Source organism: Streptomyces aquilus, from assembly GCF_003955715.1.
GTDB classification, from domain to species: Bacteria; Actinomycetota; Actinomycetes; order Streptomycetales; family Streptomycetaceae; genus Streptomyces; species Streptomyces aquilus.
Genome location: NZ_CP034463.1, coordinates 10,002,073 through 10,024,521, shown reverse-complemented (window position 1 = coordinate 10,024,521; position 22,449 = coordinate 10,002,073). Strand labels below are relative to the sequence as shown.

The window sequence follows — 22,449 nt, the reverse complement described above, 5'->3', positions numbered from 1 at the left end:
CACAGGCCCGGGCGGGCGTCGCTTTCCCCCCTGTACACAGCACCCCCGTCACCGTCACCCGTGGTGATCGCCGTGGGAGGGGTGCGCCCTTTCTGAGGAAGATCCGCATCGTGTCTGTTCAGCAGAACGTCTGGTTCATCACTGGCTGCTCGACCGGCTTCGGCCGTGCCCTGGCCCAGGAGGTCCTCGCCGCCGGCCACAAGGCGGTCGTCACCGCCCGCAACGTCGCCCAGGTCCAGGATCTCGTCGAGGGCAACGACCAGGCACTCGCCCTGCCCCTCGACGTCACCGACGTCACGCAGGTCAGGGAGGCCGTCGAGGCTGCGGAGAAGCACTTCGGCGGCATCGATGTACTGGTCAACAACGCCGGCATCGGCTACTTCGCCGCCGTGGAGGAGGCAACCGACGACGAGATCCGCCGAATCTTCGACATCAACGTCTTCGGCCTGTCCGACGTCATCCGCGCCGTCCTGCCCGGTATGCGCGCACGCTGCTCGGGAACGATCGTGAACTTCTCCTCCATCGGAGGGCTCCGCGCCTTCCCGGCCGTCGGCTACTACGCCGCCACCAAGTTCGCCGTCGAGGGCCTGACCGACGCCCTGCGCCAGGAGGTCGCCCCGCTCGGCATCACCACACTGCTCGTGGAGCCCGGCCCCTTCCGTACCGACTGGGCCGGCCGGTCCGCCAACGAGACGCTGCCCGAGCGGGAGATCGCGGACTACGCCGACACGGTCGGCGCGCAGCGCGCCGCGTTCCGCGCGGACACCGGCAAGGAGCCCGGCGACCCCCACGCCGCCGCCCGGGCGATCATCACCGCCCTCGCCGCCGACTCCCACCCCCAGCGCCTGCTGCTGGGCACTCCGGCGTACGGCATGGCGATCGAGCAGCTGGAGTCGATGCTCGCCGAGATCCGCGCGAACGAGGCACTGACGAAGTCGGCCGACTTCGACGCCTCCGCCGCCTGACTTCGAGCCGGGCTGGCCGGCCAGTGACGAGTCCGTAAGGCCTGTCACCGGCCGGCCTCACCCACGGCCGGGAACGCTGATACCACCTCAAACGGTTCTTCCCACGACCTGACCTACCGGCCCGACACGATCACAGACGCCGAAGTGGACGTCAACGCGCATGCACCGTCCGACACCTGCGCACAGCGAGGAGGGAGCCACCATGGCAGACAGCCACGAACCCCACCTCCAGGGCCGCGTCAGCGTCATCACTGGCGCCTCCTCCGTATCGGCCCGACCACCGTCCGCGCCGCCGACGTCACCCACCGAGACGACATCGAGGGTCTGACGGGGTTCACCGCCGACGAGTATGGCCCTGTCGACCGCCTGGTCGACAACGCAGGCCTGATGCTGTTTCTCCAAGTGGTCCGACCGTGCCGTCGACGACCGGGACAAGATGATCGACACCTACCTCCGCGGCTGCCTGCACGCCATCAGCGCCGCCGTCCTACCCGGAATGATCGCCCGCCGGTCAGCACATCCTCAACGTCGGCTCGGTGGCCGGCATCCGCGTCGGGGACGCCGGCGGCGTTACAGCACCACCAAGTTCTTCATCCGCGGCATCACCGACAGCGTCCGCCAGGAAGTCGGCATCACCCACGGCATCCAGGGGCACCGAGGGCAAGCAGATCGCCCAGGACCTCAACGAGGGCGCGATCCACCCCACCCGCCAGGACTGGTAACCCCACCCCCAGCCCCGTGCTCGGCGATGGGCAGCACCGGACGCCCACCAGCACACGGAAAAGGAGCAGCACCTCTCATGAGTAACACCGACTCCCACCGCCCACTCGCCCTGGTGACCGGGGCCTCCGCGGGCATCGGCTACGAACTCGCGAAGCTGTTCGCCATCAACGGCTTCGACCTGATCGCCACCGGCCGCAGCGAGCACACCGACCAGGCAGCGGCCGACCTCGCGCGGCACGGCGTCCACGTCACACCCGTGCGCGCCGACCTCTCCCAGAGCGAGGGTGTCGAGACGGTGTGGCGGGCGGTGCAGGAGACCGGCCGGCCGCTCGACGCGGCGGTCCTCAACGCCGGCCGCAGCATCGGGGGCGCCTTCCTCGACACCGACCTGGACGACGAACTGTCCCTGATCCAGCTGAACGTGGCCTCCGTCGTGCACCTGGCCAAGCACGTCGCCCGGCACATGGCCGGCAACGGCCGCGGCCGCATCCTGATCACGTCGTCGCTGTCGGCGACCCTGCCCACCCCATACGAGACCGTGTACGGGCCCTCCCGCGCCTTCACCCGTATGTTCGCCCTCGGGCTGCGCGAGGAACTCAAGGAACACGGTGTCACCGTCACCTGTCTCATGCCCGGCGCCACCGACAGTGACTTCCACGCCCGCGCCGGCATGAACAACACCGCCTTCGGCCCCGGCATGAAGAAGAACAGCCGCAAGGAAGTGGCACGCCAAGGCTTCCTCGCCCTGATGAACGGACGTGCCGAGGTCGTCGGCGGCGACGCCGCCACCAAGCGCACCGCCATCGAACACCGCTTCCTGCCCGAGACCTACAAGGCCGCCCGTCACGCCACCAAGGCCAAGCCGCGCCCTGAGCACTAGGCAACCATCGAGCTCGTAGCCCGGAGAATCACGAGCCGAGTGCGGCCCCTCACGTCTCAGAGCCCGGGTCGGCTCGCAGTCGGGTTCGCGAAACGCTTCCTGGTCCCCGCCCCGTTCCCCCCCGCTTGCGCCACCGGCTCGCGGGGGCCGTCGGCGCGCTGAGCGAGAACCGGGCCACGGAAACGGACCAGCGGCGCGAACGCGACAACGTCAGCCCTCTGCCGGCCCGAACTGGCAGGGGCTGAACCCTCCACAGACCGAAGGCACGGGCCTAGGCAGCCATGTCCTCGGCGCCCGGGGCCGGAAGCTGCCGGCTGCTGCGCGCGGCCGGACTACTTGAGGGCGCCGGCGCCGAGGCCGTTCACGATGTTCCGCTGCGCGAGCAGGTAGAACACGATCACGGGCACCACCGAGATCACGGTCGCGGCCAGCAGGACCTGTTGTTGCGGTGTCTCCGCCGAGTTGAAGCTCGTCAGCCCGCGCTGGATCGGCATGAGGCTGTTGTCGTCGAAGAGGACCAGGGCCATGAGGTACTCGTTCCAGGCGTGCAGTCCCTGGATCACGGCGACGGCGGCGAGACCTGGACGGGCCAACGGCAGGATGATGCTCGCGAAGATCCTCAGAGGCGACGCGCCGTCGAGTGCCGCCGACTCCTCCAGTTCCCTGGGCTGACCGACGAAGAAGCTCCGCATGATCAACGTCGCCATGGGAACCCCGGAGGTGATCAGGATCAGGATGTAGCCGAGCCGGCTGTTGGTAAGACCGAGATCGAGCAGCAGCCGGTACTGGGCCAGGAACATCGCTGGCGCGGGGATGATCATGACCGCGAGGATCACGAAGGTGAAGAACCCCTTGCCCCAGAACTCGACCCGGGCCAGGACGTATCCCGCCATGCTGGACACGACGAGGATGCCCAGCACGGCGGTCAGCGTGTAGAACACGCTGTTGGAGAGATACGTCCCGAGGTCACCGTCGGTCCAGGCGGTGACGTAGGTCTTCCAGTGGAACCCGCTCGGTATGAGGCTGTCCCCGGACAGCAGTTCGTCCTGGGTCTGGAGCGATCCGGACAACATCCACAGAAGCGGGAAGAGCGCGGTCAGTGCCGCCACACCGAGCAGACCGTAGAGGCCCACCCGGTTGGCCCTGATCCGGCGTCGACGCGGCCGGGGAGACTGGTCCCGGGAGTCGCCGGACGGATCTTCGGCAGCACCGTTCTTCTCGGTGCCTACGAGCGACGTCACCATGTCTGCCCGGTCACCTGCTTTCGTCGTCATTTGTCGGCCCGCCGTCGCGCGATGGTGAGCTGGAGGAAGGAGAGCACCACGAGGGCGCCGCCGAAGAGCACCGACATCGCCGCCGCGCTGCCGTAGCGGTTGTTGGTGAAGGCCTCCTCGTAGATGAGCAGGGTGGGTACCAGGGTGTGCGAGCCGGGACCGCCATTCGTCAGGACCTGGACCGTGCCGAAGATCTGGAGGGCTGCGAGAAGTGTCAGCAGGCTGACGATCGTGGTCACGGGTGCGAGCTGTGGCCAGGTGACGTACCGGAACTTGGCCCAGGCACGCGCGCCGTCGAGTTCAGCCGCCTCGTACAGCTCCTCCGGAATGTCCTGGAGACCGGCGAGGAAGAGGAGGAATCCGAAACCCCAGTGGAACCAGATGAAGACCGCGGCGACGGACGGCAGGGCGAATGACGGGTCACCGAGCCAGTTCTGCTGAAGGGACTCCAGGCCGACCATGTCGAGCATCTGGTTGAGGACCCCGGAGCGGGGTTCGAACATGAACAGGAAGATCACGCCGACGACCACGACGGAGAGAATGCCCGGCAGGTAGAAGACGGTGCGGAAGAAGGTCCTCAGTCGCCGGATCCGGTTCACCGCGATGGCCATGCCCAGGGGGAGCGCGTTCCCCAGGAAGAAGCCGACCACGCCGAATATCGCGACGTTCTTCATGGACGCCCAGAATTCGTCGTCCCCGAAGACGAACTCGTAGTTGTCCAGGCCCACCCAGGGGGTCTCCAGGCTGATCCCGTCCCAGGACTGGAAGCTCAGCAGGATCGCCTGGACGAACGGTGTGATGGTGAACACTCCGATGAGCGCGATCGCGGGAGCGAGGAACGCCAGTGCGGTGATGTTGCGGCGCAGGGTGCGTCGGTCGCGGACGCGCGCCGTCAGCGAGGCCATCAGCCGCGTTCCTGTGCCGACTGGAGGTCATCGAGGATCTGGTCGACGGTCTTCTCGCCGAGGACCAGGCTCTGGGTGTCACGGGTGAGCGCCGCGTTGACATCGGGGGTGAGGCTGTTGGTCACCTTCTGCTGGTTCTCGGTGGCCGCGGCGAAACCGGTGAGCTGCGCGGGAAGGCTGCCGCCCGCCAGGAGCTCCTTGCTCGTCGGTACGATGCGGGCCTCCTCGGCGAACACCTTCTGCTGCTCCGGCATCGTCAGCCACTTGACGAAGGCCAGCGCTTCCTTGGGGTGCTTGCCACGGGGATTGACGACCGCGCCCTTGCCGGGGACACCCGGGGACCGGGGAGCGAGCGTGGCGTCGGAGGCGGCGGGCAGGGGCATCGAGGCGTAGTCGGTGTAGTTGGGGGCCGTGCGCTTGCCGACCGAGACGCCTGCCGAGGCGTCGAAGATGGCGCCGACCTCACGCTTGTTGAAGAAGGACGTCTCGACCGCGGGGTTGTCGCCCTGACCGCCGGGGAGCGCTCCGTTGGATATGACGCCGGCCTTCTTCAGATCGAGGAGGAGTTGGAACGCCTTGCGCCAACCGTCCGACTTCCAGCTCGACTTGCCGGCGAAGGTGTCCGAGATCTGTTGGTCGGTGAGCCAGTTGGAGGCGAACTGCTGGATCAGCGCCGGGGTGAGCGACGAGGCGACCGAGAAGTTCCCCTTACCGTCCTTGTTGGACGCCTTGAGCGCGGTGATGAGGTCGTCCATGGTCTTCGGCGGCGCCTTCGGGTCGATCTTGGTCCTGGCGGGATCGAGGATCAGGCCATAGGACTGCGTCTCCCAGTGCGCCGAGTAGATGCCCGGCGGGACATCGAGGTTGTTGTCCTTGATGAAAGCGGACTGCTCGACGACTCCCGGAGCGAACTGGTCACCCCACGCTCCCTTGAGTTCGGGCTCGAGGTTCATGGCCCAGCCGGCCTTGTAGAACGGGGCCATGTCGACGGCGAGGAAGGACGAGTACACGTCGGGCATGTTGCGGGACTGCGCCTTGGCCTGGAGCTTCGCGAGGTAGTCGGACGGTCCGGGGGACTCGACCTTGACGACGATCCCCGTCTCCTTCGTGTACTGCTTGGCGAGGGCGTTGAGGGCGGCTTCCTGGCCTCGCGACTGGTTCATGAAGGTCAGCTCTACCGTGCCGTCGTCGGACCCGGAGTCACTGCCCGACCCGCATCCCTGGAGGAGGAGCGACGCGGCGATGCCCAGCGAGCCGGCAGTCCAGACGAAGGAGCGGCGGCTCATGGGCCGGGACACGGACTGAGTGGTGGGATTCCTGCGCATGGCTATCACCTTTGATTCGTGCGCTGTTGACATATGGAGGTGTGCTGTGGTGCTGGAGTCGTGGGGGGATGTCGACGCCCCGGCGCGGATGCGCGGCCGGGCCGTCCGGGTAAGGCGGCCACTAGGCCGTCATCCGAAACCCTCGGCCGCGACGGTCCAGCCCGCGGGAGGCTTCGCTCCGCCATCCACGGCGGCCACGACGTGGGCGACCGCGGCGAGCAGTCCGCCGTTCGCCGGAAGATAGAGCGTGAGGAAGCCCGGCATCTGTGGGTTGTGGCCGTTGGTCAGGAACTGGTTCTTGGGTGAGGGGAACAGCAACGCGTCCAACGCGCGGCCCACGTCGCCGAGGCGCGCGGCCGTCATCGCCATGACCGGGTAGTCCCAGCCCCAACTGGTCTGGAAATCCCAGTGGTTCCACACCGCGTCGAGAGTCGCGCCCATGATGTCGGGGTCCACGATCCCGGTGTCGGGCAGCCAGCCGAGCGCCATCAGCATCGACGGATGGTCCTTGCGCACCAGGTACGGCGGCGTCGCGATCGCGGCGTACCTGCCGTCCGGCAGGACCAGCGGACGCCGCAGGCCGCGCGCGACGCGGTCCCAGTCGTCGCGGAGCGGGAGCCCGAGACGTCCCCTCCACGCGTTCGCGACGTCGAGTGCCCAGCACCAGTAGACGAGTTCGAAGGTCGGGTCGGCGTTGGTGAGGCGGTCGGCGAGGTAGCTCTCCTGCGCGGGAATGAGCGGAGGCGGCAGTGTGAAGACACCGTCGCGTTCCTCGACGAAGTCGGCCATGAAGTCCGCGGTGGCCTCCACCAACGGCCAGTGCTCTGTGAGGAACTCGGTCGAGCGTCCTTCGTCGTACAGCAGCTCCAGCAGATGGATGACGTGAGGCTGCTGCCAGATCAGGAACACGCCGATGTGGCTGGGCGACTCACGCGCCGAGTTGTCGGTCTGCTTCGGCCAGCGCGCGCCACGGTAGCCCTGACGCCGGGCTGTGCTCCGTGCGGCGGCCAAGGCGCCGTGGTACCAGCCGAGGCTGCGCTCCAGAAGTTCGCCGCGACCCCACAGCGCGAAGTGCGCCGCATGCCACCAGTGCATCTCCAGATGGAACTTGCCCGTCCACGTGTTGTACGTCAGCCCGGTCTCCGCAGGCGGTGTGGCACCGGCTCCGTTGACCGCCGTCAGGTACTGCGACAACACGACGCGGCGTTCCAGTTCCCCGGCCCGCTTGTCAGTGCTGCCCTCGAAGCTCACCGCGGCGCCACCGAGCCAGTGGTCCTCCCACCAGCGCGCGGAAGCCGCCTGGACGGACGTGAAGTCCGAAGCGGTCGTGCCGGCGTCCGCCCTCGGTAGCCCGTACGAGGGTGTCGGGGAGGCAGCTCGCTCCTCGGGCCGGAGGGTGACGATCACATCGAGTTCCGGCTGATCGGTCGTCACCAGGACGCGAGCGCCGTCGTCGTGGGGGGTGAGGTGACCGGTCGTCTCGATCGTGACGACGTACGCCGACGACTCCACGGCGCGGTGTGCTTCCCAGCGTCCGGGGCCCAGCTGGGCCCAACTGACGCGCTCGTCGAGCGGAAGCTCGAAAGGCGCCAGGTCGTCGGGCTGCGGGTCGGAGCACCAGGCCACGCCGAGGCCACGCGCCAGCAACGGGGATCGCAGACGCACCGCGAAGCGATGGACATCGGGGTGCGCCACGGTCGTGACCGTCACGGGGACTCCGTCGAGGCGGTACGTGGCGTGCACGGTCCCGGTCCACAGGTCGAGTTCGGTGCGGGTGTCCGTGAGCCGGTGCGGGCCGTCCAGCCGGGGTCCGTCGGATGTCACGTCGAGCGCGAGACGCCCGAGGTGCGTCCGGCGGGGGTTGAAGGCCAGCCAGGCACCGGCCGCGAACTCGTCCGGGATCGGGTCGCCGGCGCGGTGCAGTCTCTTGCGGTCGAGGTACGGCACCGTGCCACGCGACGTCTCGTAAGTGGTCGTCGCCTCGTCGGGGAGGAACTCGCGCTCGGTCCGGGTGCGGTACCACCCCCAGGTCGACTGCGTGCGCAGCGGTATCTGGTGGTCATCGCGGTCGAACGGGCGAGGGATGTGTGCGGGCAGGCCGGTCTCGCCGCCGTCGACGACTCGCCGCGGGTCCGGGCGCAGCTCGTGGAAGTCCGGGAACGTCTGAAGGCCCGACAGGTCGACCGTCATCGCTATGTCGCCGTTGCCGACGGTGAGGACGTCGGTTGGGTGCGGTGCCGTCAGGACGGGGTTGTGTCGGCGGACGAGCGCGCGTCGATCGAGCGTCATGTGAGGGCTCCCTCGCGGGAGCCGGCCTGCGGAGTCACGGCGGGGCGACGACGGACCGGGGTGGTGTGCTGGGCGGACATGCGTGCTTCCTTCATGTGCTGACGCCGCGCGAGGCTGTACGCAAGGCGGCGGAATGCTCGCCCTCACCCGCGGGGGCTCGGAGATGTTCAGGGGTGGCCGCGGCGGGCCACGTCGCCGAGCCAGGCGAGGCTCGGCTTGGGACGACGCTCGAAGGTCTCCCGGTCCACGGCGATCAGCCCGAACGTGGGTGCCCAGTGGCCCCACTCGAAGTTGTCCAGGGCGGACCAGTGCAGATAACCGCGTACGTCGACGCCGTCGCCCATGGCGGTGAACAGGTGGCGCAACGCCTCGTCCGTGTACGCGATACGGCGGGTGTCGTCGGCGGTGGCGATGCCGTTCTCGGTCACCAGGATCGGGGTGCCGCCGGTGACCTCCCAGGTGTGGCGCACCGCCATGCCCAGCGCGTCCGGCCGGTACGCCGAGCCGACCTGGGTGTTGTCCGGGTGCGGCGGGTGCGGCTCGATGCCGTCCTTGCCGACCCACACACTGGAGTACGCCTGGACGCCGATGAAGTCGTCGCCGCGCGCGGCCTCCAGGTACAGGTCCTCCCAGATGTACTCCAGTTCACGCTTCCGCTCCTCGGCACCGGGGCGGGCGGCGAAGGCCCGGTTGGCCACCGTCCAGCCGACGGCCGCGTCGGTGTTGGCACGCACGATGTCGCGGACCGCGTGGTGAGCCTTGACCAGGGCGTCGCTGATGTCGGTGTCCGGAGTCGGCCACTTCACGCGACGGTCGGTGTCAACGGTAGGGCTCTGCCACATCCCCGACCGCTGCTGCTCCTTGAGCGTCAGGCGGTCCCTGGTCAACATCATCGCAAGCATGTTGGGCTCGTTCATAGTGACGATGTACGGGACGTCGCCGAGGATGTCGGTCACCCGCTCCGCGTACGCGACGAAGCGGTCGACGGCCCGCTCGCCGGCCCAGCCGCCCTCCTCGGCGAACCAGCGCGGGTTGGAGAAGTGGTGCAGGGTGATCATGGGCGTCAGACCGAGACCGAGGGCGGTGTCGATCATCCGGCGGTAGTGGGCGAGTTCGGCCCGCGAGAACTCCCCTGGGACGGGTTCGATGCGTGCCCACTCCACGCCGAAGCGGTACGAGTTGAGCCCTGCATCCGCGAGCAACCGCATGTCCTCCTCGTAGCGGTGGTAGCTGTCGCAGGCGTCCCCACTGCGTTCCAGGCCGGGGACCTGGCCCTCTCGTACCCACCAGTCGCTGTTGGTGTTGTTGCCCTCGATCTGGTGCGGCGCGGAGGCGGCTCCCCAGAGGAAACCGACGCTGTGGGTGCTGTCCGACATTCCAGCTCCTTCGGATGCGGACGACGCCACTGTCCTATTGTTCATTCGATCATCCATGACACCTCCCGCCTGGTCGAGTCACGGGAATACTGATCGGCTTGCGACATTTGGTCAATAGGTCAATCAGAAGAAAATAAAACGTTCAAACGCTCACCCGGACACGAGGGCTTCCCTGTCCGCACCCCCTGGCCGGTGCCACTCAGGAGGCCACAAGTCGCCCATCAGTGGCGCGCGCCGTGCCCACTCTCACGTCGGCGACCCCAGGTCAGGGCCGACCTACGCCGCACGCAAGCGGCTCACATCGACGTGCGGACGGGGCGGAACTCATGCAACCTCCTACGCCGATGAGGACAACTACCGGCGAGGGCAACCGCGTTCAGGGTCTTGCCATCCGCTGCGATCGGGAGTCTAATCACCGAACTGCCACCACCGTGGTTACATTCTAACGAGCCGCCCCTCTCGCGTTCCCTCCCTGTCCTCATCCGAGGACCGCTCGACGCGCGGGCCACCCGTCGGCCCGCGCGAGCCCGTCTGCGCCGCCCCTGCCCCGTGAGCGCGACACGCGTCCCGCGCGCCGTTCACCTCGGGCTCCTCGCGGCACGCGGTGCCCCGGCCGGGCGACGGCGACCTCTTTCTGCCTCCCCGCAGAACCACAACCACACCCGAAGGAGCCGACATGCGCGTCGGGGGCACCGACGACGCCGAACCGAGAAGGAGCCCTGTGGCTGCGTCGAGTACGGGGACGCCGCAGCGGTTCATCACCGAGTGAACAGAGCCGACCCCGCCCCCTCCACGCGCGGGTCCGTCTCACGCCGACCGCTCTGGTGCCGGGCGACGCCTGCCGCCGAACGAGGAGGACATGGCCTTCCCTGCCAAGGACGCCTCCACCCATATGACGCCCAACTCAAGTAGGAGATGAGCATGCTCTTGCGGAGAAGAACAAGAATTCCGCGAGTCTGGCCGGTATTGGCGCTGATCCTCGCCCTGGCCGTGACCAGCACCTCATGGCAGCCCGCGCATGCCTCACCGGCCGCGGGCAGCGGGCAGGCCGTTCCGCCGCCGCCCAAGCCCGAGCCGATCAAGGTGAGGCAGCTGCCACTGCCGCCGGTCACACCGAGCATCGAGGCCGGTTCCTGCACCACGGAGAACAACCCGCGCGGTACCGGATGCATCGGGCAGTCCCCGGGCCTGTTCTCGGGGAACTTCCTGCCGGACAGCCGGAACATCGTCGCGACGGTGCTGTTCACGGGCGCACCGGCGGCACCCCATCCGTCGAGCATCTACACGGGCCAGCAGCTGATCCTCGTGCGGGCCGATGGGACCACCTTCCCCAACGGGGACGCGTGGAAGTGCGTCACCTGCGGCATCCCACCGGGTAATGCGCCGGGACCCGCCGATGCGATGGACTACCCCCAGGCTTTCGGCGACGGCAAGCGGGTCCTGGCCGGGACGAACATCATCGACTGCGGCCCCTACAAGCTGGCCGACCGGGCCTGCACCCCACAGCGGGTCCGCATCTACCCGATCCGGTGGAACACCACCGCGGACGGCTCGGGGCCCGGCGGAAGCATCCGCGAACTGCGCCTGCACCCCGACGACACACACCTGGGCTTCAGCTCCATGACCGTGACGGGCGGTCGGCTCGACCAGTTCTCGTACATGGGCCGGTTGCAGTTCAACCCGTCCCCGACGACGGGCACCCCACTGGTACCGCGCTATGACCTGGTCAAGGTCAGCCGGCTGTTCGACCCGAACGCCACGCAGCCGGTCGACGTCGATCCCAGCGACCCCGGCAAGCTGCGGTTCGACCCGTTCGTACCCTCGGTCGGCGAACTGCGGGGCTTCTCCGCCGACGGACGCGAGGTCACCTACGTCGGCTACCCGGCGGAGTCGTCCAACATCGACGTCTTCGCGGCCGACCTGACCACCGGCAAGGTCCGCCGGCTGACCGCCGATCCCGAGTACGTCGATCCGGTCGACCTCTCGCCCGACGGCAAGTGGACGGTGGTGATGGACACCCGGGGCACCGACCGGCTGTCGTTCCTGTCCGCCATGCGGGGCGTCCCCGGCATCACCGACCTGCTGAGTGCCAGCGCGATCTCGGCCGCCCGCAACAACGGCAAGCGCCGGTTCTTCCAGCCGTACCTCATCGACGCGTACGGCGACCGCGGCTCCTACGCGGGCCAACGGCTCAACGCCGCCGGCGACGGCAGCCCCGGCAGCATCAACGACCCGCTGTGGAACGGCCGGGCCGACCCCAAGTGGTCACCCGACGGAACCCACATCGCGTACTGGCAGTCGCTGGCCGTCGCGCCCGACTGCGGCGGCCAGAACCCGCTGCCCTGCCCCGTGTCCACCGCCCCCGGCGGCCGGACCGAGCGTTTGATGATCGCCGACCTCACCAGCCGCCCGCCGCAGACGCGGGAGCCGGTCGTCCCCGTCTCCGACACCGTCCCCTGGGGCGTCCCGTACGAGCCGGGCAGCGCGATCCCCGCGCGGACGCATCTGACGCAGGGCACCTACACCCTGGACGGCAAGAAGTCCGGCTCGGCCGAGGTCACCGTCACCGAGAACAGCACACGCACCGCCATCAGCACCGTCGCCGTCACCTACCAGGACTACTCCGACGACGGGCGCTACGTCATCAACGGCACCGAGACCATGACCCTGCAGAACGACACTCCCTTCCACAACAAGATCGACTGGTTCTCCGACCTGGTCCGGACCGACATCGGGACCGGCCGAGTCCATGCGACGAAGAGGACCAGCCCCGACGGGTTCCACCTGGACATCACCGTGGGGACCAACAAGTTCCAGGCGACCGGCACGCTGACCACCACCGTCGACGGCCACGTCTACAACCAACCCGCCAACGGAACCTGATCCAGGCGAGACCACGATGTAACGGGCAGATCCGGGTGGGCGGCGACAGCCGCCCACCCGGATCTGCCACGTCGCGGAGCACCCGTAGGACGTCAGTGGCGAAGCGAGCGGTGGTGCCGCATCCACCTCTCGGCGATCCCCTCGTTCGCCGCCTGGAAGGTGTCCTCCAAGCGCTCCGGCTACTTCGGCATCCCGGACGACGCCGGACACAGCGCCAGTGTCATCCGACGCAATCGCGTCCAGCCACGTCATGCCCTCTCACGCATCCTTGATGCGCCGCGTACGAGAGCGGGCGTTGTAGCCGGTCACCACCCGCGCGAGCGGCTGTCGTCGGCGCGCGGGCTCGGCGCGGCTGATGCCGGCTGTCCGGTCCGGACATCGACGACGAGCTCCGAGCGACAGAGCCGCACGGTTTCGGGTCCCTCTTCGTCACCGCTGACCAGCCGTCCACCTACCGCGCCGCAGTCGCCTGTCTCGAAGTCGAGGGCACCTGCGGCTCCGGAGCCACACCTCACGGCGAATGGACGCGCGGCACCGACCGCCTACTCGTGGGAGGACGCGATCCTCAGAAGCTTCGTCGGGGCTCCGCGATCCCGACGACGTTCGCGCCGAGGCTGATCCAGCTCTGAAGACAGGGCGGGTTCCGACTTCGACACGGGGCGCGGACTCACCGGATGAGGTCACTCGAGACGTGGATGACCTTGCCACCGGACGGCTGCCGGAAGGCGTCGATCAGCATCCCGTCCTCGCAGATTGCCTGACGGGCGATGCACCCGCCGTCTGCGATGCCGTCCACCTCGATCTACTTCGCCGTGTTCGGGTAGCTGGATGTAGTCCGCGGCCACATACCGGTCGAGGTGCTCCAGGCCCGCCACCGTGCCGTGGGCGATATCGAAGAACTCGCCTGATGGGTGGAGTGCTGGAGGGTGCCTGAGCGCCCTCAACGATGCCACCCACGCCCTGAACCCCTGCACGCCGAACCGATCCCCGCCGTCCAGGCACCAGGCCGACGTGATCGGGCAGGTCGCCCCATACTCCGGCGCGCACACCCGGACACGCGGCCTGCATCAGATGCCTACCGCGGCCCGGGACCCGACACGTGAACAGGGCCGGCACGCGGGATGGCATCCGGTCGCGGCACATCCCGGCACGGCCGTGCCGACCCGTCGCGGTCGGCACGGAGACGATCGCCCCCTGAGAGGTCCCACGCCGCGGCATCGGTCTCAGTGGCGACCTTCCGCTCCCGTCGCGAGCATGCCATTGACCACGAGTGCCGCAAGCGCGTCCGCCGTGGCCGTGAGCTGCTGCGGTGAGGACGGCACGGGTCGGCCCAGGCGTCGAGCCAGGGGCACGTCCACCATGCCCGAGACGGGCGGAATGATGGCGAAGAAGAACACGTCCACCGGGACGGGCGCCATGCGCCCGGAGGCGATGAGCCGATCGATACAGTCCGTCATGGTCTGCAGGACCGGGCCGATGTAGTGCGCGTACAGGTAGTCCAGCCGCTCGGTGTCCCGGTTCAGCTCGTCGACGAACAGCCGTCCGATGAGGGGCGCGTCCGCCGCCGTTCGGTAGAAGTTGCTGATGATCTGCCGCAACCGCTCGGCATCGTCCAACGAGGGGTCCACCTGCGGCATACCGGCCAGCCGCGCCCCGAGGGCGAACTCCACCACCGCCCGCCAGAACGCGGCCTTGGACCCGAACCGGTCATTGATGAAGTTGTGGCTGACGCCCAGTCGGCGAGCCAGCTCCCGCGCGGAGGCATGGTCGTACCCCAGCTCCGCGAAGGCTTCGAGCCCGCGTTGCAGGATGCTCTCCTCCCCCGGCACCGCGGGAGTGTCCGCGCCGGGGCGCCCCGGCCTGCGAGCTGATGCGGCGCTTGCTCCCATTTCCTGCCTCCACGACTGCCTGCTCGTCGAGCCCGCGCGGCAAGCACCCCGACAGGTGCTGCTGCGCGGCGGTCCGGTGGACCCGAGAACAGCTTACTTGACACATGTCAGATTAAAGCTAATCTGACATGTGTCAGGCTACCTCCGCGCATGATCGCCGGACCGCCTTGCCCTCTCGGAAGTGAGAGCCATATGACTGCGAACCAAGCACCCCGAAAAGCCCCCGAGCGAGTGATCGACCTGGCAGCCGCGCGACAGCGGCACACCCCACAGGCCGAGCAACTCGTCGCCCTGCTGACGGCCGGCGATCCGCTCGCCGACGCCGTCGTCGTCGAACTGGACCTCTACGGCAGGCAGGCCCGACAGGCCCTCGACACGGGCCTGAAGGGAGGGCTGGCGAGCCTCGATGATCAGCCCTCCACAGCCATCACCGCGCTGCTGAAGGAGCTGGAGGCCACTCCCTCCTGGGTCGACCCTCTGACGCTCCACCGCGGCGATGTAGTGAGCCAGTCCGTACCGCCCATGTGGTCCGGGCTCTGCTCGATCACCAGCGCGCTCGCCCACACCTACGCCTCCCCGGCAGTAGCGCGGCTGCTGGCACGGAGCGGCACGCCCACGAACACGGCTTCGCGCAGCCTTGTGGAGACCGCGGTGTGGGCACGGCAGATCGTCCGGCCGGGCGGCCTGTTGCGCGGACGGCAGGGATACGTGGCCACGGCCGAGCTCCGACTGAGCCACGCCCGTATGCGTGCCATGTCCCTTACGGACTGGGACATGGGTGCCCCCGGTCTACCGATCGGTCAGCTCGACATGGCCCGCACCTGGCTCGGCTTCACCCTGGTCGCCTACCGGGCCCTGGCGGCCGTCGGCATCCAGATCAGTCCCGAGGAAGAGCGCCGGCTCTACCAGTACTGGTCGTACGCAGCCCATCTCCTGGGACTCGACGAACGCCTTCACAAGGGCGTCGCCGACCACGCCGGAGCGCGTCGGCTGCAGGACCTGCTGGACTCCGTGACACCCCCACCTGACGAGAACTCACGTGCCCTGACGGCCGCCATGGTCGAGGGGCAGGCACATGCCATGGCCGGCGCGCCAGGCATCACCCTGCCCGAGGAACAGCTCAGCGCGCTGATGTACACCGTGCTACGGCAGACCTTCGGGGAACAGGCGTCGGACCGCATGGGCCTTCCCGTTCCGGCCACGCCGGATCTCATGCCGCTGATCGGCACTCTCAACCGGCAGGCCCGGCACTGGCAGGCCTTGTTCCCCGCCTCGGCGCGGGAAGCCCACCGCCGGGCGCTCGAGGAGTCCGGACCGGACGTGGTCCCACGTGTCCTGCGCTGTGGCGTCCGTCGGCGGCAGAGCTCAGGAGCGGGTCCCTCACAGTTCCCAGCCGCCTGATTCTCCTGCCTCCAGGGCGCGCGGAGCACCGGCCGACTCACCGGCTGCCGCGCACCACTCCGAACCACGTGACGAGCTCCGACGACGCAGCCGTCCCGCACCGCACCATCACCACTCCCACGTTTCGATTCGTCTGGAGCTCAGCCATGTCCCAAAACTCCACCGGCGCCCGTGGCGACACGGCCACCGTGTCCGCACTCCCTCCCGCCGAGTCACCGCCTCGTCATCGCTGGTGGATCCTCGCCATCATCGGCCTGGCCCAGCTCATGGTCGTCCTGGACGCCACCATCGTGAACATCGCCCTGCCCTCCGCGCAGCAGGATCTGGGCTTCTCCGACGGCGACCGGCAGTGGGTCGTCACCGCCTACGCCCTCGCCTTCGGCAGTCTGCTGCTGCTCGGCGGACGCATAGCGGACCTGTTCGGCCGCAAGATCACGTTCCTGATCGGCCTGGTCGGCTTCGCAGGCATGTCCGCCCTGGGCGGTGCCGCCACCAGCTTCGAGATGCTCGTCATCGCCCGTGCCGGGCAGGGCGTCTTCGGCGCGCTCCTCGCCCCGGCCGCCCTGTCGCTGCTGACCACGACCTTCACCGACGCGAAGGAACGTGCCAGGGCCTTCGGCGTCTACGGGGCCATCGCCGGCGCTGGCGGTGCCATCGGCCTGCTCCTCGGCGGGCTGCTCACCGAGTATCTCGACTGGCGCTGGACCCTGTACGTCAACCTGATCTTCGCCGCGGGTGCCTTCGTCGGTGGCGTCCTGCTGCTGCACCGCACCACCCGGGACAAGACCGCCTCCCTCGACATCCCCGGAGCCATCCTCGTCGGCTCCGGCCTGTTCTGCCTGGTCTATGGCTTCTCGAACGCCGAGTCCCACGACTGGAGCTCCCCGCAGACCTGGGGATTCCTCCTCGCCGGAGCCGTCCTGCTCGCCGTGTTCGCCTGGTGGCAGACCCGATCCACCCACCCTCTCCTCCCCCTGCGCGTACTGCTCGACCGCAACCGCGGTGCCTCCTTCGTCTCCGTCCTGATCAGCGGCGCCGGAATGTTTGGCGTCTTCCTCTTCCTCACCTACTACCTGCAGCAGAGCCTCGGCTACACACCGGTCAAGACCGGCCTCGCATTCCTGCCCATGGTCGCCGCGCTCATGATCGCCTCCACCCTCGCCGCCAGCGTGCTCGTGCCCCGCATCGGCCCCAAGCCGGTGGTCCCGCTCGGCATGGGCCTGGCCGCCGCCGGCATGGCCTGGCTGACCGCCCTCGATCTGAGCAGCAGCTACGCCGCTGATGTCATGCCGCCGCTGATCGTGGCAGGCCTGGGCCTGGGCCTGGTGATAGCCCCCGCCATGAGCCTGGCCGTCGCCGGCGTGGACACCGCGGACTCCGGTGTCGCCTCCGCTGCCGTCAACGCCATGCAGCAGGTCGGCGGTTCCATCGGCACCGCTCTGCTCAACACCCTCGCCACCAGCGCCGCCGCCGACTACCTCGTCGGCCGCGACCCCAAGGACCCGCTCGTCCAGGCCAACTCCGGACTTGAGGCCTACTCCACCGCGTACTGGTGGTCGGCCGTCTTCTTCGCCGTCGGCCTGGTCGTCAGCGTCCTCCTCTACCGACGCGGAGCACCCGAGCAGGACCCGGACGCGGCACCCGTCGTCCACATGTGAGAATCAGCCAGGGCCGGCCCGCGAGAAACTCCTCGCGGGCCGTCTCCGCATGACGGGAAAGCGCATGGCAGGCCACCCGCACGAAGCCGGGGCCGCTCGCCAGCAGGTCAACGGGTTCGCCACGGTCCTCGGGGACACGCTTGGCCCGCGCAGCCGCCCTTCGCCCGAGCGCAGGCCGTGCCAAGGCGCGAGTTCGGTAACGGCGCGTCGAGCGCATGCAGGGCATCACACCCTGCTGCTGAGGCAGAGCGGAGCCGACCCTACAAAGTCCCGTGGTGAGTTCGGTGCGGAAGGCGCTCCTTCCACCCGCGCGAGCGCTCTACGCTGCGGCGTCTGAGGACACCCTGGGGCGCGCGGCGCGGGTCTGTCCCATGGCGCCCCGTACGTCAAGCGCACCGATGTATGTCCGCCACGTTCGCAAGGTTCGGTCGAACTAGGTTCTGTCTCCTTGGTCAGCGTCGGGCCCAGATGAGGATCACGGCGAAGGTGGAGTGCCGCCTGCCCGTCTGTATCCCCCGAGCGGAGAATCCGGTTGCTTGGGCTGCCGATTCGTCCGCAGACTCACGATCATGATGTCTCACGCGCGCGGTCTGGTCCTTGAACGCTTCCGTTGGATCGGCGGCCACGCTGACGTCTGGCAGGTCTTTCGTGACCCCGAAGCTCTTGCTGCGGTAGTCCGTGAACTGGCCGGGCCGTTCCGGGAAGACGGCGTCACGGCCGTCTGCGGCATTGAGTCGCGGGGCTTCCTGCTGGGCGCGGAAGTGGCCGTCGAGCTCGGCGTCGGCTTCGTCGCGGTACGCAAGGGCGAGGGCATCTTCCCTGGGAAGAAGGCCACCAGGTGCAGCTACCCCGACTACCGGGGTACTCGCCAGGAGCTGCGTCTGCAGCGGACGGCGGTGGGCCCCGGGGACCGGGTGCTGCTGGTCGATGACTGGATCGAGACGGGTAGCCAGGCGTCAGCTGTGCGGTCGATGGTCGAGGAATGCGGCGGGCAGTGGGCCGGCTGCTCCGTCATCGTTGACCAGACAGCCCCGGCCCGGCGGGCGAACCTGGGCGTCCGCAGCATTGTCACCGCCACCGAACTTCCCGCTTGGGATGGGCAGTCCTGACACGTATCCGCCTGGCTGGTTGCTCGGTTGACTGGATGTGTCTGTCCGACTAGTGATCACTGATGCGATGTGGGACAGGATCGCGCCACTGATGCCGGCCGATCCCGTTCGCGGGCGGCGGTGGGCTGACCACCGCCGCACACTTGAGGCCATCGCGTGGAAGTACCGCACCAGCTCGCCATGGCGAGACCTGCCGGACGTGCTCGGTCCGTTCCAGACTGCTCACAAGCGTCTGATCAGATGGGCCGTCGACGGCACCTGGGAACGCATCCTCGCCGCTCTCCTGGTCGCAGCCGATGCCGAGGACGACATCGACTGGACCGTCTCGGTCGACTCGACCATCGTCCGAGCCCATCAGCACGCCGCCGGCGCACTCAAAAAGGGGCAGCCGACCGAGCCGAACCCGCTGATCACGCCCTCGGGCGTTTCCGCGGTGGGCTGAGCACGAAGGTTCATCTGACCGCCGACGGCCGGGCACGACCTCTGGCCTTCACCCTTACCGCAGGCCAGGCCGGTGACGCACCCGCCTTCGAGACGGTGATGTCCGGCATCCGCGTGCCCCGCAGCGACCTGGGCAGGCCACGAACCCGGCCCCTCGCCGTCCTGGCCAACCGTGCGTATTCTTCACGCGCCATCCGTACCCACCTGCGGCGTCGGGGCATCCGCGCTGTCATTCCACAACCGTCCGACCAGGTTGGCCACCGCCTGAGGCGAGGCAGACTCGGAGGCCGTCCGCGAGGCATACAAGCAGCGGAACACTGTCAAGCGGTGCATCAACCACCTCAAGCAGTGGCGCGGCCTGGCCACACGAACCGACAAGCTCGCGATCGCCTACCAGGCTGCCCTGCACCTCGCGGGCATCCTCATCTGGACCCGACGCTGACCAAGGAGACAGAGCCTAGGCGACAGATCGAAGGAGTTGCCGCTGCTCCTCGAAGGGGGCTGGGTCCGCGGGGGCCGATGCCGCGCAGCCACTACGCGACCGCGTCATGGGCTGCCCGCATCTCGTGCTCTCTGCTCAGACACACTCACCGGTCAGACTGCCCCTTCCGGTTCCGCCACGCCCAGACAGGTGGCCTCCTCCGCTACAACAGACTGGCCGTAGGAGCGCACTCGCTACGACAGGAACAGCCACGTGTACAGGGACCCTGCGAACGCCACGGCGATGCTGACGAACGCCAGCCATCGCCCCGAGTCCAGGCCCAGGAACGTCGGCGTCGGAGGACGGCCAGCCTGCTCCCGCTGATTGAGCCGCATCGTCTCCGTGCTCAGTGCGTCGGCGAGACGGCCCTGAAGCTCGGTGACCGCTTCGGCGCCAAGCTGCGCGGAGGCGCGCAGCCTGGAGGTCTCCAGATCAGTCGCGGCCACACTGACCGCCGCCAGTACTCCCAGCGATCCCGCGAGACCGTACTGCCCGGCCTGCACAGCAACGCCGTAGGCGGTACCGAGAATGGCCAGCCACAGGACGAGAATCTGAAGGAGCAATACCGCCCGGCCACGCCGGTTCTCGTACCAGCGCCACGCATGGTCCAACGCGATGGCCAAAGTCTCCCGCTCCCCCTCGATCACCGCCGCACCATCGCATAGGAGGCGGACCCCGTCCAGATCTACCCCAACTCCGAGGCAGCCGGGGCGAGCTGGCACGCCGTCACCTCGCAGACAAGTCCCTGCACCTCCATTCAGGCACTCGCTGCGAGGATCAACGACAACCGTGACAACCTGACGATCGAGGTGAACCGCGACTCAGCGCAACGCCCGAAGGAAGCACTCCAGAAAGCGGAGCCGCCAACGAGTCACAGCGGACGGAATGACCTGCACCCAGTCCCGCCAGCAGGGAGACACACCGGACGATACTTCCGAAGGCGCCCGAAGCGTCCCAACTCACCGACCACTGACTTGGGGCCGCATCCTGCACCCGACGGGTGCCCTATATGCCCTGCCCATCCCTTATCGGCGGGACAGGGTGGACGATACGAGCCGTACATCTCCGCGCCGTCGCCAACTCACACGGCTCGGATTCGACCCAGATTCGACCCGGCCAGTTTGTTCAATGAGTAAACATGCGCCTTGACCTGCGAAAACGGAGAGTGGCAGACGAGTCGGGCTGCACGCCGGGTTCCGTTCGAGACGTAATCGACGATTCGCGCACCAGGCCACTCAGTGCCTATTTCTGGTGGGCGACATCCGGGCCCTTGGCGAGTATCCAGGTACAGGACGCGGTGGCGCCGCACTCCGAGCCGGCAACGCTTCAGGCATGACGTGGGTGTCGAACGTGTCGATGCCCCTGGCGCAGGAACGAGGGGGAGCGAATCACTTATTACGAAAGTAATACACAAGTAGATTCGACCCCGAATCGACCCCCATCGGCTCGGCTGGACCTGCATCACGACCCTGACCTGCATAAATGTAAATTAAACTAAGGTCAAATGCTGTACTCCCAGTACTGGGTAAGCCCCACCACCCACGACAGCCAGGTCCTGCCCGGCATCCATACCCGCCTCGCCCGCCGCGGCCTGCTGCCCGGCGTGTACCTGGTCGACGCCGGCTACACGTCTCTGCCCCACCTGGAACAAGCCGCCCGTGAACAACAGGTCACCGTCTGCGGTCCACTGAAGGGCAATCCCACCGCCAGCACCGCCGAGGCGAAGGCTTCGCCCGGGACGACTTCCACATCGACTACGGCAAGCAGCAGGTCACCTGCCCCCAGGGACAGGTCAGCCGCGTGCGTCGGTCAGGCCAAGGCGTCCGTGAAGCCGGCCGGTGCGTACGGCGGCGTCTAGGACGCGGAACACCGTGAAGGTGCCGGGCGCCCCCTGGAGGTGGGGTCTTTTACGTCGGTCGACATCGATGCCGGTCGGCGTGGCATGGGTGGTGCAGTCCAGCGGCGATGTGGTGGAGGGGGCGTCGCCGGGCTGTGGGTCGAGCAGGTCGTCGCGGCGGTCGCGGTGTTGCACGGCGACGTGGAGGTCATCATCGGTGTTCCGGTTCCGTCGGGAGAGCTCCGAAGGCGGATTGGCCGAGGTCCTCTGCTCGGTCCTCAGTGTCTATTACTGGTTGGCGGCGTCGGTTCTAGGCGGTGCCCGGGCCGGTTTGTGAGAGGCGGACCATGGCGCGGTAGAGGGCGGTGGGCCTCGGGGCTTCGGGCAGCGGGGGGATTGGCGCGCCGGGCGCGGCGTAGGAGCGGAGCATGTGACCTACGAGGCGGCGCCAGGTGTCGGGGGCGGCGTCGCCGGTGGCGGTGACGACTCCGGCGTTGGCGATGAGCAGGATGACGACGTCCTGGTGAGTGAAGTCCTCGCGCAGGTGCCCGGTGTCCTTGGCGCGGGTGATGAGCTCGAGCAGCCGCTCGTACGCCTCGGCGCGGCGTGCTTCCAGCGCCTTGGCGGCGGGGAAGGTCATGGTCAGGACGTCGGCGAAGCCGCGGTCGGCGGCCTGCATGGCGCAGACGGCGTGGAGGTAGCCGATGAAGCCGTGCCAGGGGTCGGGGTCGGCCAGTGCCTCGGCGACGGCGTCGGCGTAGGCGTCCATGCGGTCGGCGAAGACCGCGTTGACGAGTTCCTCCCGGGTGGCGAAGCGCCGGGAGAGCGTGGCCTTGCCGACGCCTGCCTCGCGGGCGACGCAGGCCATGGAGACGCCGAGTCCTTCGGTGGCGTAGAGGCGGCGGGCGGCGGCCAGGATGCGGCAGCGGTTGCGTTCGGCGTCGGCGCGCAGTCCCGTGCCGGGCTGCTGGTCTGGCGTCTGGTCCGAGGGTGGCGAGGTCATACCCCCACTC

The 22,449-nt window shown here is 68.4% G+C and carries 17 protein-coding genes and 1 pseudogene; 8 read left to right on the top strand and 10 right to left on the bottom strand.

Going from position 1 to position 22,449, the window contains the following annotated elements:
• Nucleotides 1–110 precede the first annotated feature (110 nt).
• Nucleotides 111–965: an oxidoreductase gene (locus tag EJC51_RS45760; RefSeq protein ID WP_126276516.1), complete on the top strand. Its 855-nt coding sequence runs from the start codon at nucleotides 111–113 to the stop codon at nucleotides 963–965.
• Between the two features lie 799 nt (nucleotides 966–1,764).
• Complete coding sequence (locus EJC51_RS45755; protein ID WP_126276515.1) at nucleotides 1,765–2,568, top strand: SDR family NAD(P)-dependent oxidoreductase; 804 nt, start codon at nucleotides 1,765–1,767, stop codon at nucleotides 2,566–2,568.
• Between the two features lie 332 nt (nucleotides 2,569–2,900).
• On the opposite strand, the gene EJC51_RS45750 is transcribed toward EJC51_RS45755, so the two are convergent.
• The 5 genes from EJC51_RS45750 to EJC51_RS45730 all read right to left on the bottom strand — a co-directional run bounded on the left by EJC51_RS45750 (nucleotide 2,901) and on the right by EJC51_RS45730 (nucleotide 9,737).
• Nucleotides 2,901–3,812: a carbohydrate ABC transporter permease gene (locus EJC51_RS45750; RefSeq protein ID WP_166682980.1), complete on the bottom strand. Its 912-nt coding sequence runs from the start codon at nucleotides 3,810–3,812 to the stop codon at nucleotides 2,901–2,903.
• Nucleotides 3,813–3,838: 26 nt separating this feature from the next.
• Nucleotides 3,839–4,747, bottom strand: a complete 909-nt coding sequence (locus EJC51_RS45745; protein ID WP_126276513.1) for a carbohydrate ABC transporter permease — start codon at nucleotides 4,745–4,747, stop codon at nucleotides 3,839–3,841.
• Nucleotides 4,747–6,072, bottom strand: coding sequence for an ABC transporter substrate-binding protein (locus EJC51_RS45740; protein ID WP_165951059.1), 1,326 nt, complete (start codon nucleotides 6,070–6,072; stop codon nucleotides 4,747–4,749). Before EJC51_RS45740 ends, EJC51_RS45745 begins: the two co-directional genes overlap by 1 nt.
• Nucleotides 6,073–6,201: 129 nt before the next feature.
• Nucleotides 6,202–8,361 carry a hypothetical protein gene (locus EJC51_RS45735; protein WP_126276511.1) on the bottom strand — a complete coding sequence of 720 codons (2,160 nt, stop codon included), beginning with the start codon at nucleotides 8,359–8,361 and terminating at the stop codon, nucleotides 6,202–6,204.
• Nucleotides 8,362–8,528: 167 nt separating this feature from the next.
• Nucleotides 8,529–9,737 carry a glycoside hydrolase family 1 protein gene (locus tag EJC51_RS45730; protein WP_126276510.1) on the bottom strand — a complete coding sequence of 403 codons (1,209 nt, stop codon included), beginning with the start codon at nucleotides 9,735–9,737 and terminating at the stop codon, nucleotides 8,529–8,531.
• A gap of 990 nt (nucleotides 9,738–10,727) precedes the next feature.
• Here EJC51_RS45730 and EJC51_RS45725 point away from each other — a divergent pair.
• Entirely contained in the window at nucleotides 10,728–12,620 is a 1,893-nt protein-coding gene (locus tag EJC51_RS45725; protein WP_208870793.1) for a TolB family protein, read from the top strand.
• 667 nt (nucleotides 12,621–13,287) lie between these two features.
• On the opposite strand, the gene EJC51_RS49325 is transcribed toward EJC51_RS45725, so the two are convergent.
• The gene (locus tag EJC51_RS49325; RefSeq protein ID WP_279631417.1) at nucleotides 13,288–13,416 is read right to left on the bottom strand and encodes a hypothetical protein; all 129 of its coding nucleotides are present in this window, start codon (nucleotides 13,414–13,416) and stop codon (nucleotides 13,288–13,290) included.
• A gap of 427 nt (nucleotides 13,417–13,843) precedes the next feature.
• Nucleotides 13,844–14,509: a TetR/AcrR family transcriptional regulator gene (locus tag EJC51_RS45720; protein ID WP_425276831.1), complete on the bottom strand. Its 666-nt coding sequence runs from the start codon at nucleotides 14,507–14,509 to the stop codon at nucleotides 13,844–13,846.
• A gap of 192 nt (nucleotides 14,510–14,701) precedes the next feature.
• Between EJC51_RS45720 and EJC51_RS45715 the strand changes: the two genes are divergently transcribed.
• The 4 genes and pseudogenes from EJC51_RS45715 (at nucleotide 14,702) to EJC51_RS45700 (ending at nucleotide 19,560) form a co-directional block, all read left to right on the top strand.
• Nucleotides 14,702–15,910 carry an oxygenase MpaB family protein gene (locus EJC51_RS45715; RefSeq protein ID WP_126276509.1) on the top strand — a complete coding sequence of 403 codons (1,209 nt, stop codon included), beginning with the start codon at nucleotides 14,702–14,704 and terminating at the stop codon, nucleotides 15,908–15,910.
• 146 nt (nucleotides 15,911–16,056) lie between these two features.
• On the top strand, nucleotides 16,057–17,568 hold the full coding sequence (locus EJC51_RS45710) for an MFS transporter (RefSeq protein WP_126276508.1): 1,512 nt from the start codon (nucleotides 16,057–16,059) through the stop codon (nucleotides 17,566–17,568).
• Between the two features lie 569 nt (nucleotides 17,569–18,137).
• Complete coding sequence (locus EJC51_RS45705) at nucleotides 18,138–18,677, top strand: phosphoribosyltransferase family protein (protein WP_208870792.1); 540 nt, start codon at nucleotides 18,138–18,140, stop codon at nucleotides 18,675–18,677.
• Nucleotides 18,678–18,729: 52 nt separating this feature from the next.
• A pseudogene (locus EJC51_RS45700) lies at nucleotides 18,730–19,560 on the top strand (IS5 family transposase).
• 233 nt (nucleotides 19,561–19,793) lie between these two features.
• Here EJC51_RS45700 and EJC51_RS45695 read toward each other — a convergent pair.
• Nucleotides 19,794–20,246 (bottom strand): hypothetical protein, encoded by a 453-nt coding sequence (locus tag EJC51_RS45695; RefSeq protein WP_126276507.1) that lies wholly within the window; start codon nucleotides 20,244–20,246, stop codon nucleotides 19,794–19,796.
• Between the two features lie 857 nt (nucleotides 20,247–21,103).
• Here EJC51_RS45695 and EJC51_RS45690 point away from each other — a divergent pair.
• Nucleotides 21,104–21,457, top strand: a complete 354-nt coding sequence (locus tag EJC51_RS45690; protein ID WP_244363559.1) for a hypothetical protein — start codon at nucleotides 21,104–21,106, stop codon at nucleotides 21,455–21,457.
• On the opposite strand, the gene EJC51_RS49030 is transcribed toward EJC51_RS45690, so the two are convergent.
• Both EJC51_RS49030 and EJC51_RS45685 read right to left on the bottom strand, forming a co-directional pair.
• Nucleotides 21,392–21,718: a DUF5990 family protein gene (locus EJC51_RS49030; RefSeq protein WP_279631451.1), complete on the bottom strand. Its 327-nt coding sequence runs from the start codon at nucleotides 21,716–21,718 to the stop codon at nucleotides 21,392–21,394. The genes EJC51_RS45690 and EJC51_RS49030 overlap by 66 nt on opposite strands.
• Before the next feature lie 28 nt (nucleotides 21,719–21,746).
• Nucleotides 21,747–22,439, bottom strand: coding sequence for a TetR/AcrR family transcriptional regulator (locus tag EJC51_RS45685; protein WP_126276506.1), 693 nt, complete (start codon nucleotides 22,437–22,439; stop codon nucleotides 21,747–21,749).
• Nucleotides 22,440–22,449: the final 10 nt, after the last annotated feature.

Bases quoted from the DNA above. Each gene is read 5' to 3' on its own strand.
- EJC51_RS45740 (WP_165951059.1), bottom strand. From the start codon at position 6,072: ATGCGCAGGAATCCCACCACTCAGTCCGTGTCCCGGCCCATGAGCCGC.
- EJC51_RS45745 (WP_126276513.1), bottom strand. From the start codon at position 4,747: ATGGCCTCGCTGACGGCGCGCGTCCGCGACCGACGCACCCTGCGCCGC.
- EJC51_RS45755 (WP_126276515.1), top strand. From the start codon at position 1,765: ATGAGTAACACCGACTCCCACCGCCCACTCGCCCTGGTGACCGGGGCC.
- EJC51_RS45750 (WP_166682980.1), bottom strand. From the start codon at position 3,812: ATGGTGACGTCGCTCGTAGGCACCGAGAAGAACGGTGCTGCCGAAGAT.
- EJC51_RS45705 (WP_208870792.1), top strand. From the start codon at position 18,138: ATGATGTCTCACGCGCGCGGTCTGGTCCTTGAACGCTTCCGTTGGATC.
- EJC51_RS45720 (WP_425276831.1), bottom strand. From the start codon at position 14,509: ATGGGAGCAAGCGCCGCATCAGCTCGCAGGCCGGGGCGCCCCGGCGCG.
- EJC51_RS45730 (WP_126276510.1), bottom strand. From the start codon at position 9,737: ATGTCGGACAGCACCCACAGCGTCGGTTTCCTCTGGGGAGCCGCCTCC.
- EJC51_RS45710 (WP_126276508.1), top strand. From the start codon at position 16,057: ATGTCCCAAAACTCCACCGGCGCCCGTGGCGACACGGCCACCGTGTCC.
- EJC51_RS45685 (WP_126276506.1), bottom strand. From the start codon at position 22,439: ATGACCTCGCCACCCTCGGACCAGACGCCAGACCAGCAGCCCGGCACG.
- EJC51_RS45735 (WP_126276511.1), bottom strand. From the start codon at position 8,361: ATGACGCTCGATCGACGCGCGCTCGTCCGCCGACACAACCCCGTCCTG.
- EJC51_RS45690 (WP_244363559.1), top strand. From the start codon at position 21,104: ATGCTGTACTCCCAGTACTGGGTAAGCCCCACCACCCACGACAGCCAG.
- EJC51_RS45715 (WP_126276509.1), top strand. From the start codon at position 14,702: ATGACTGCGAACCAAGCACCCCGAAAAGCCCCCGAGCGAGTGATCGAC.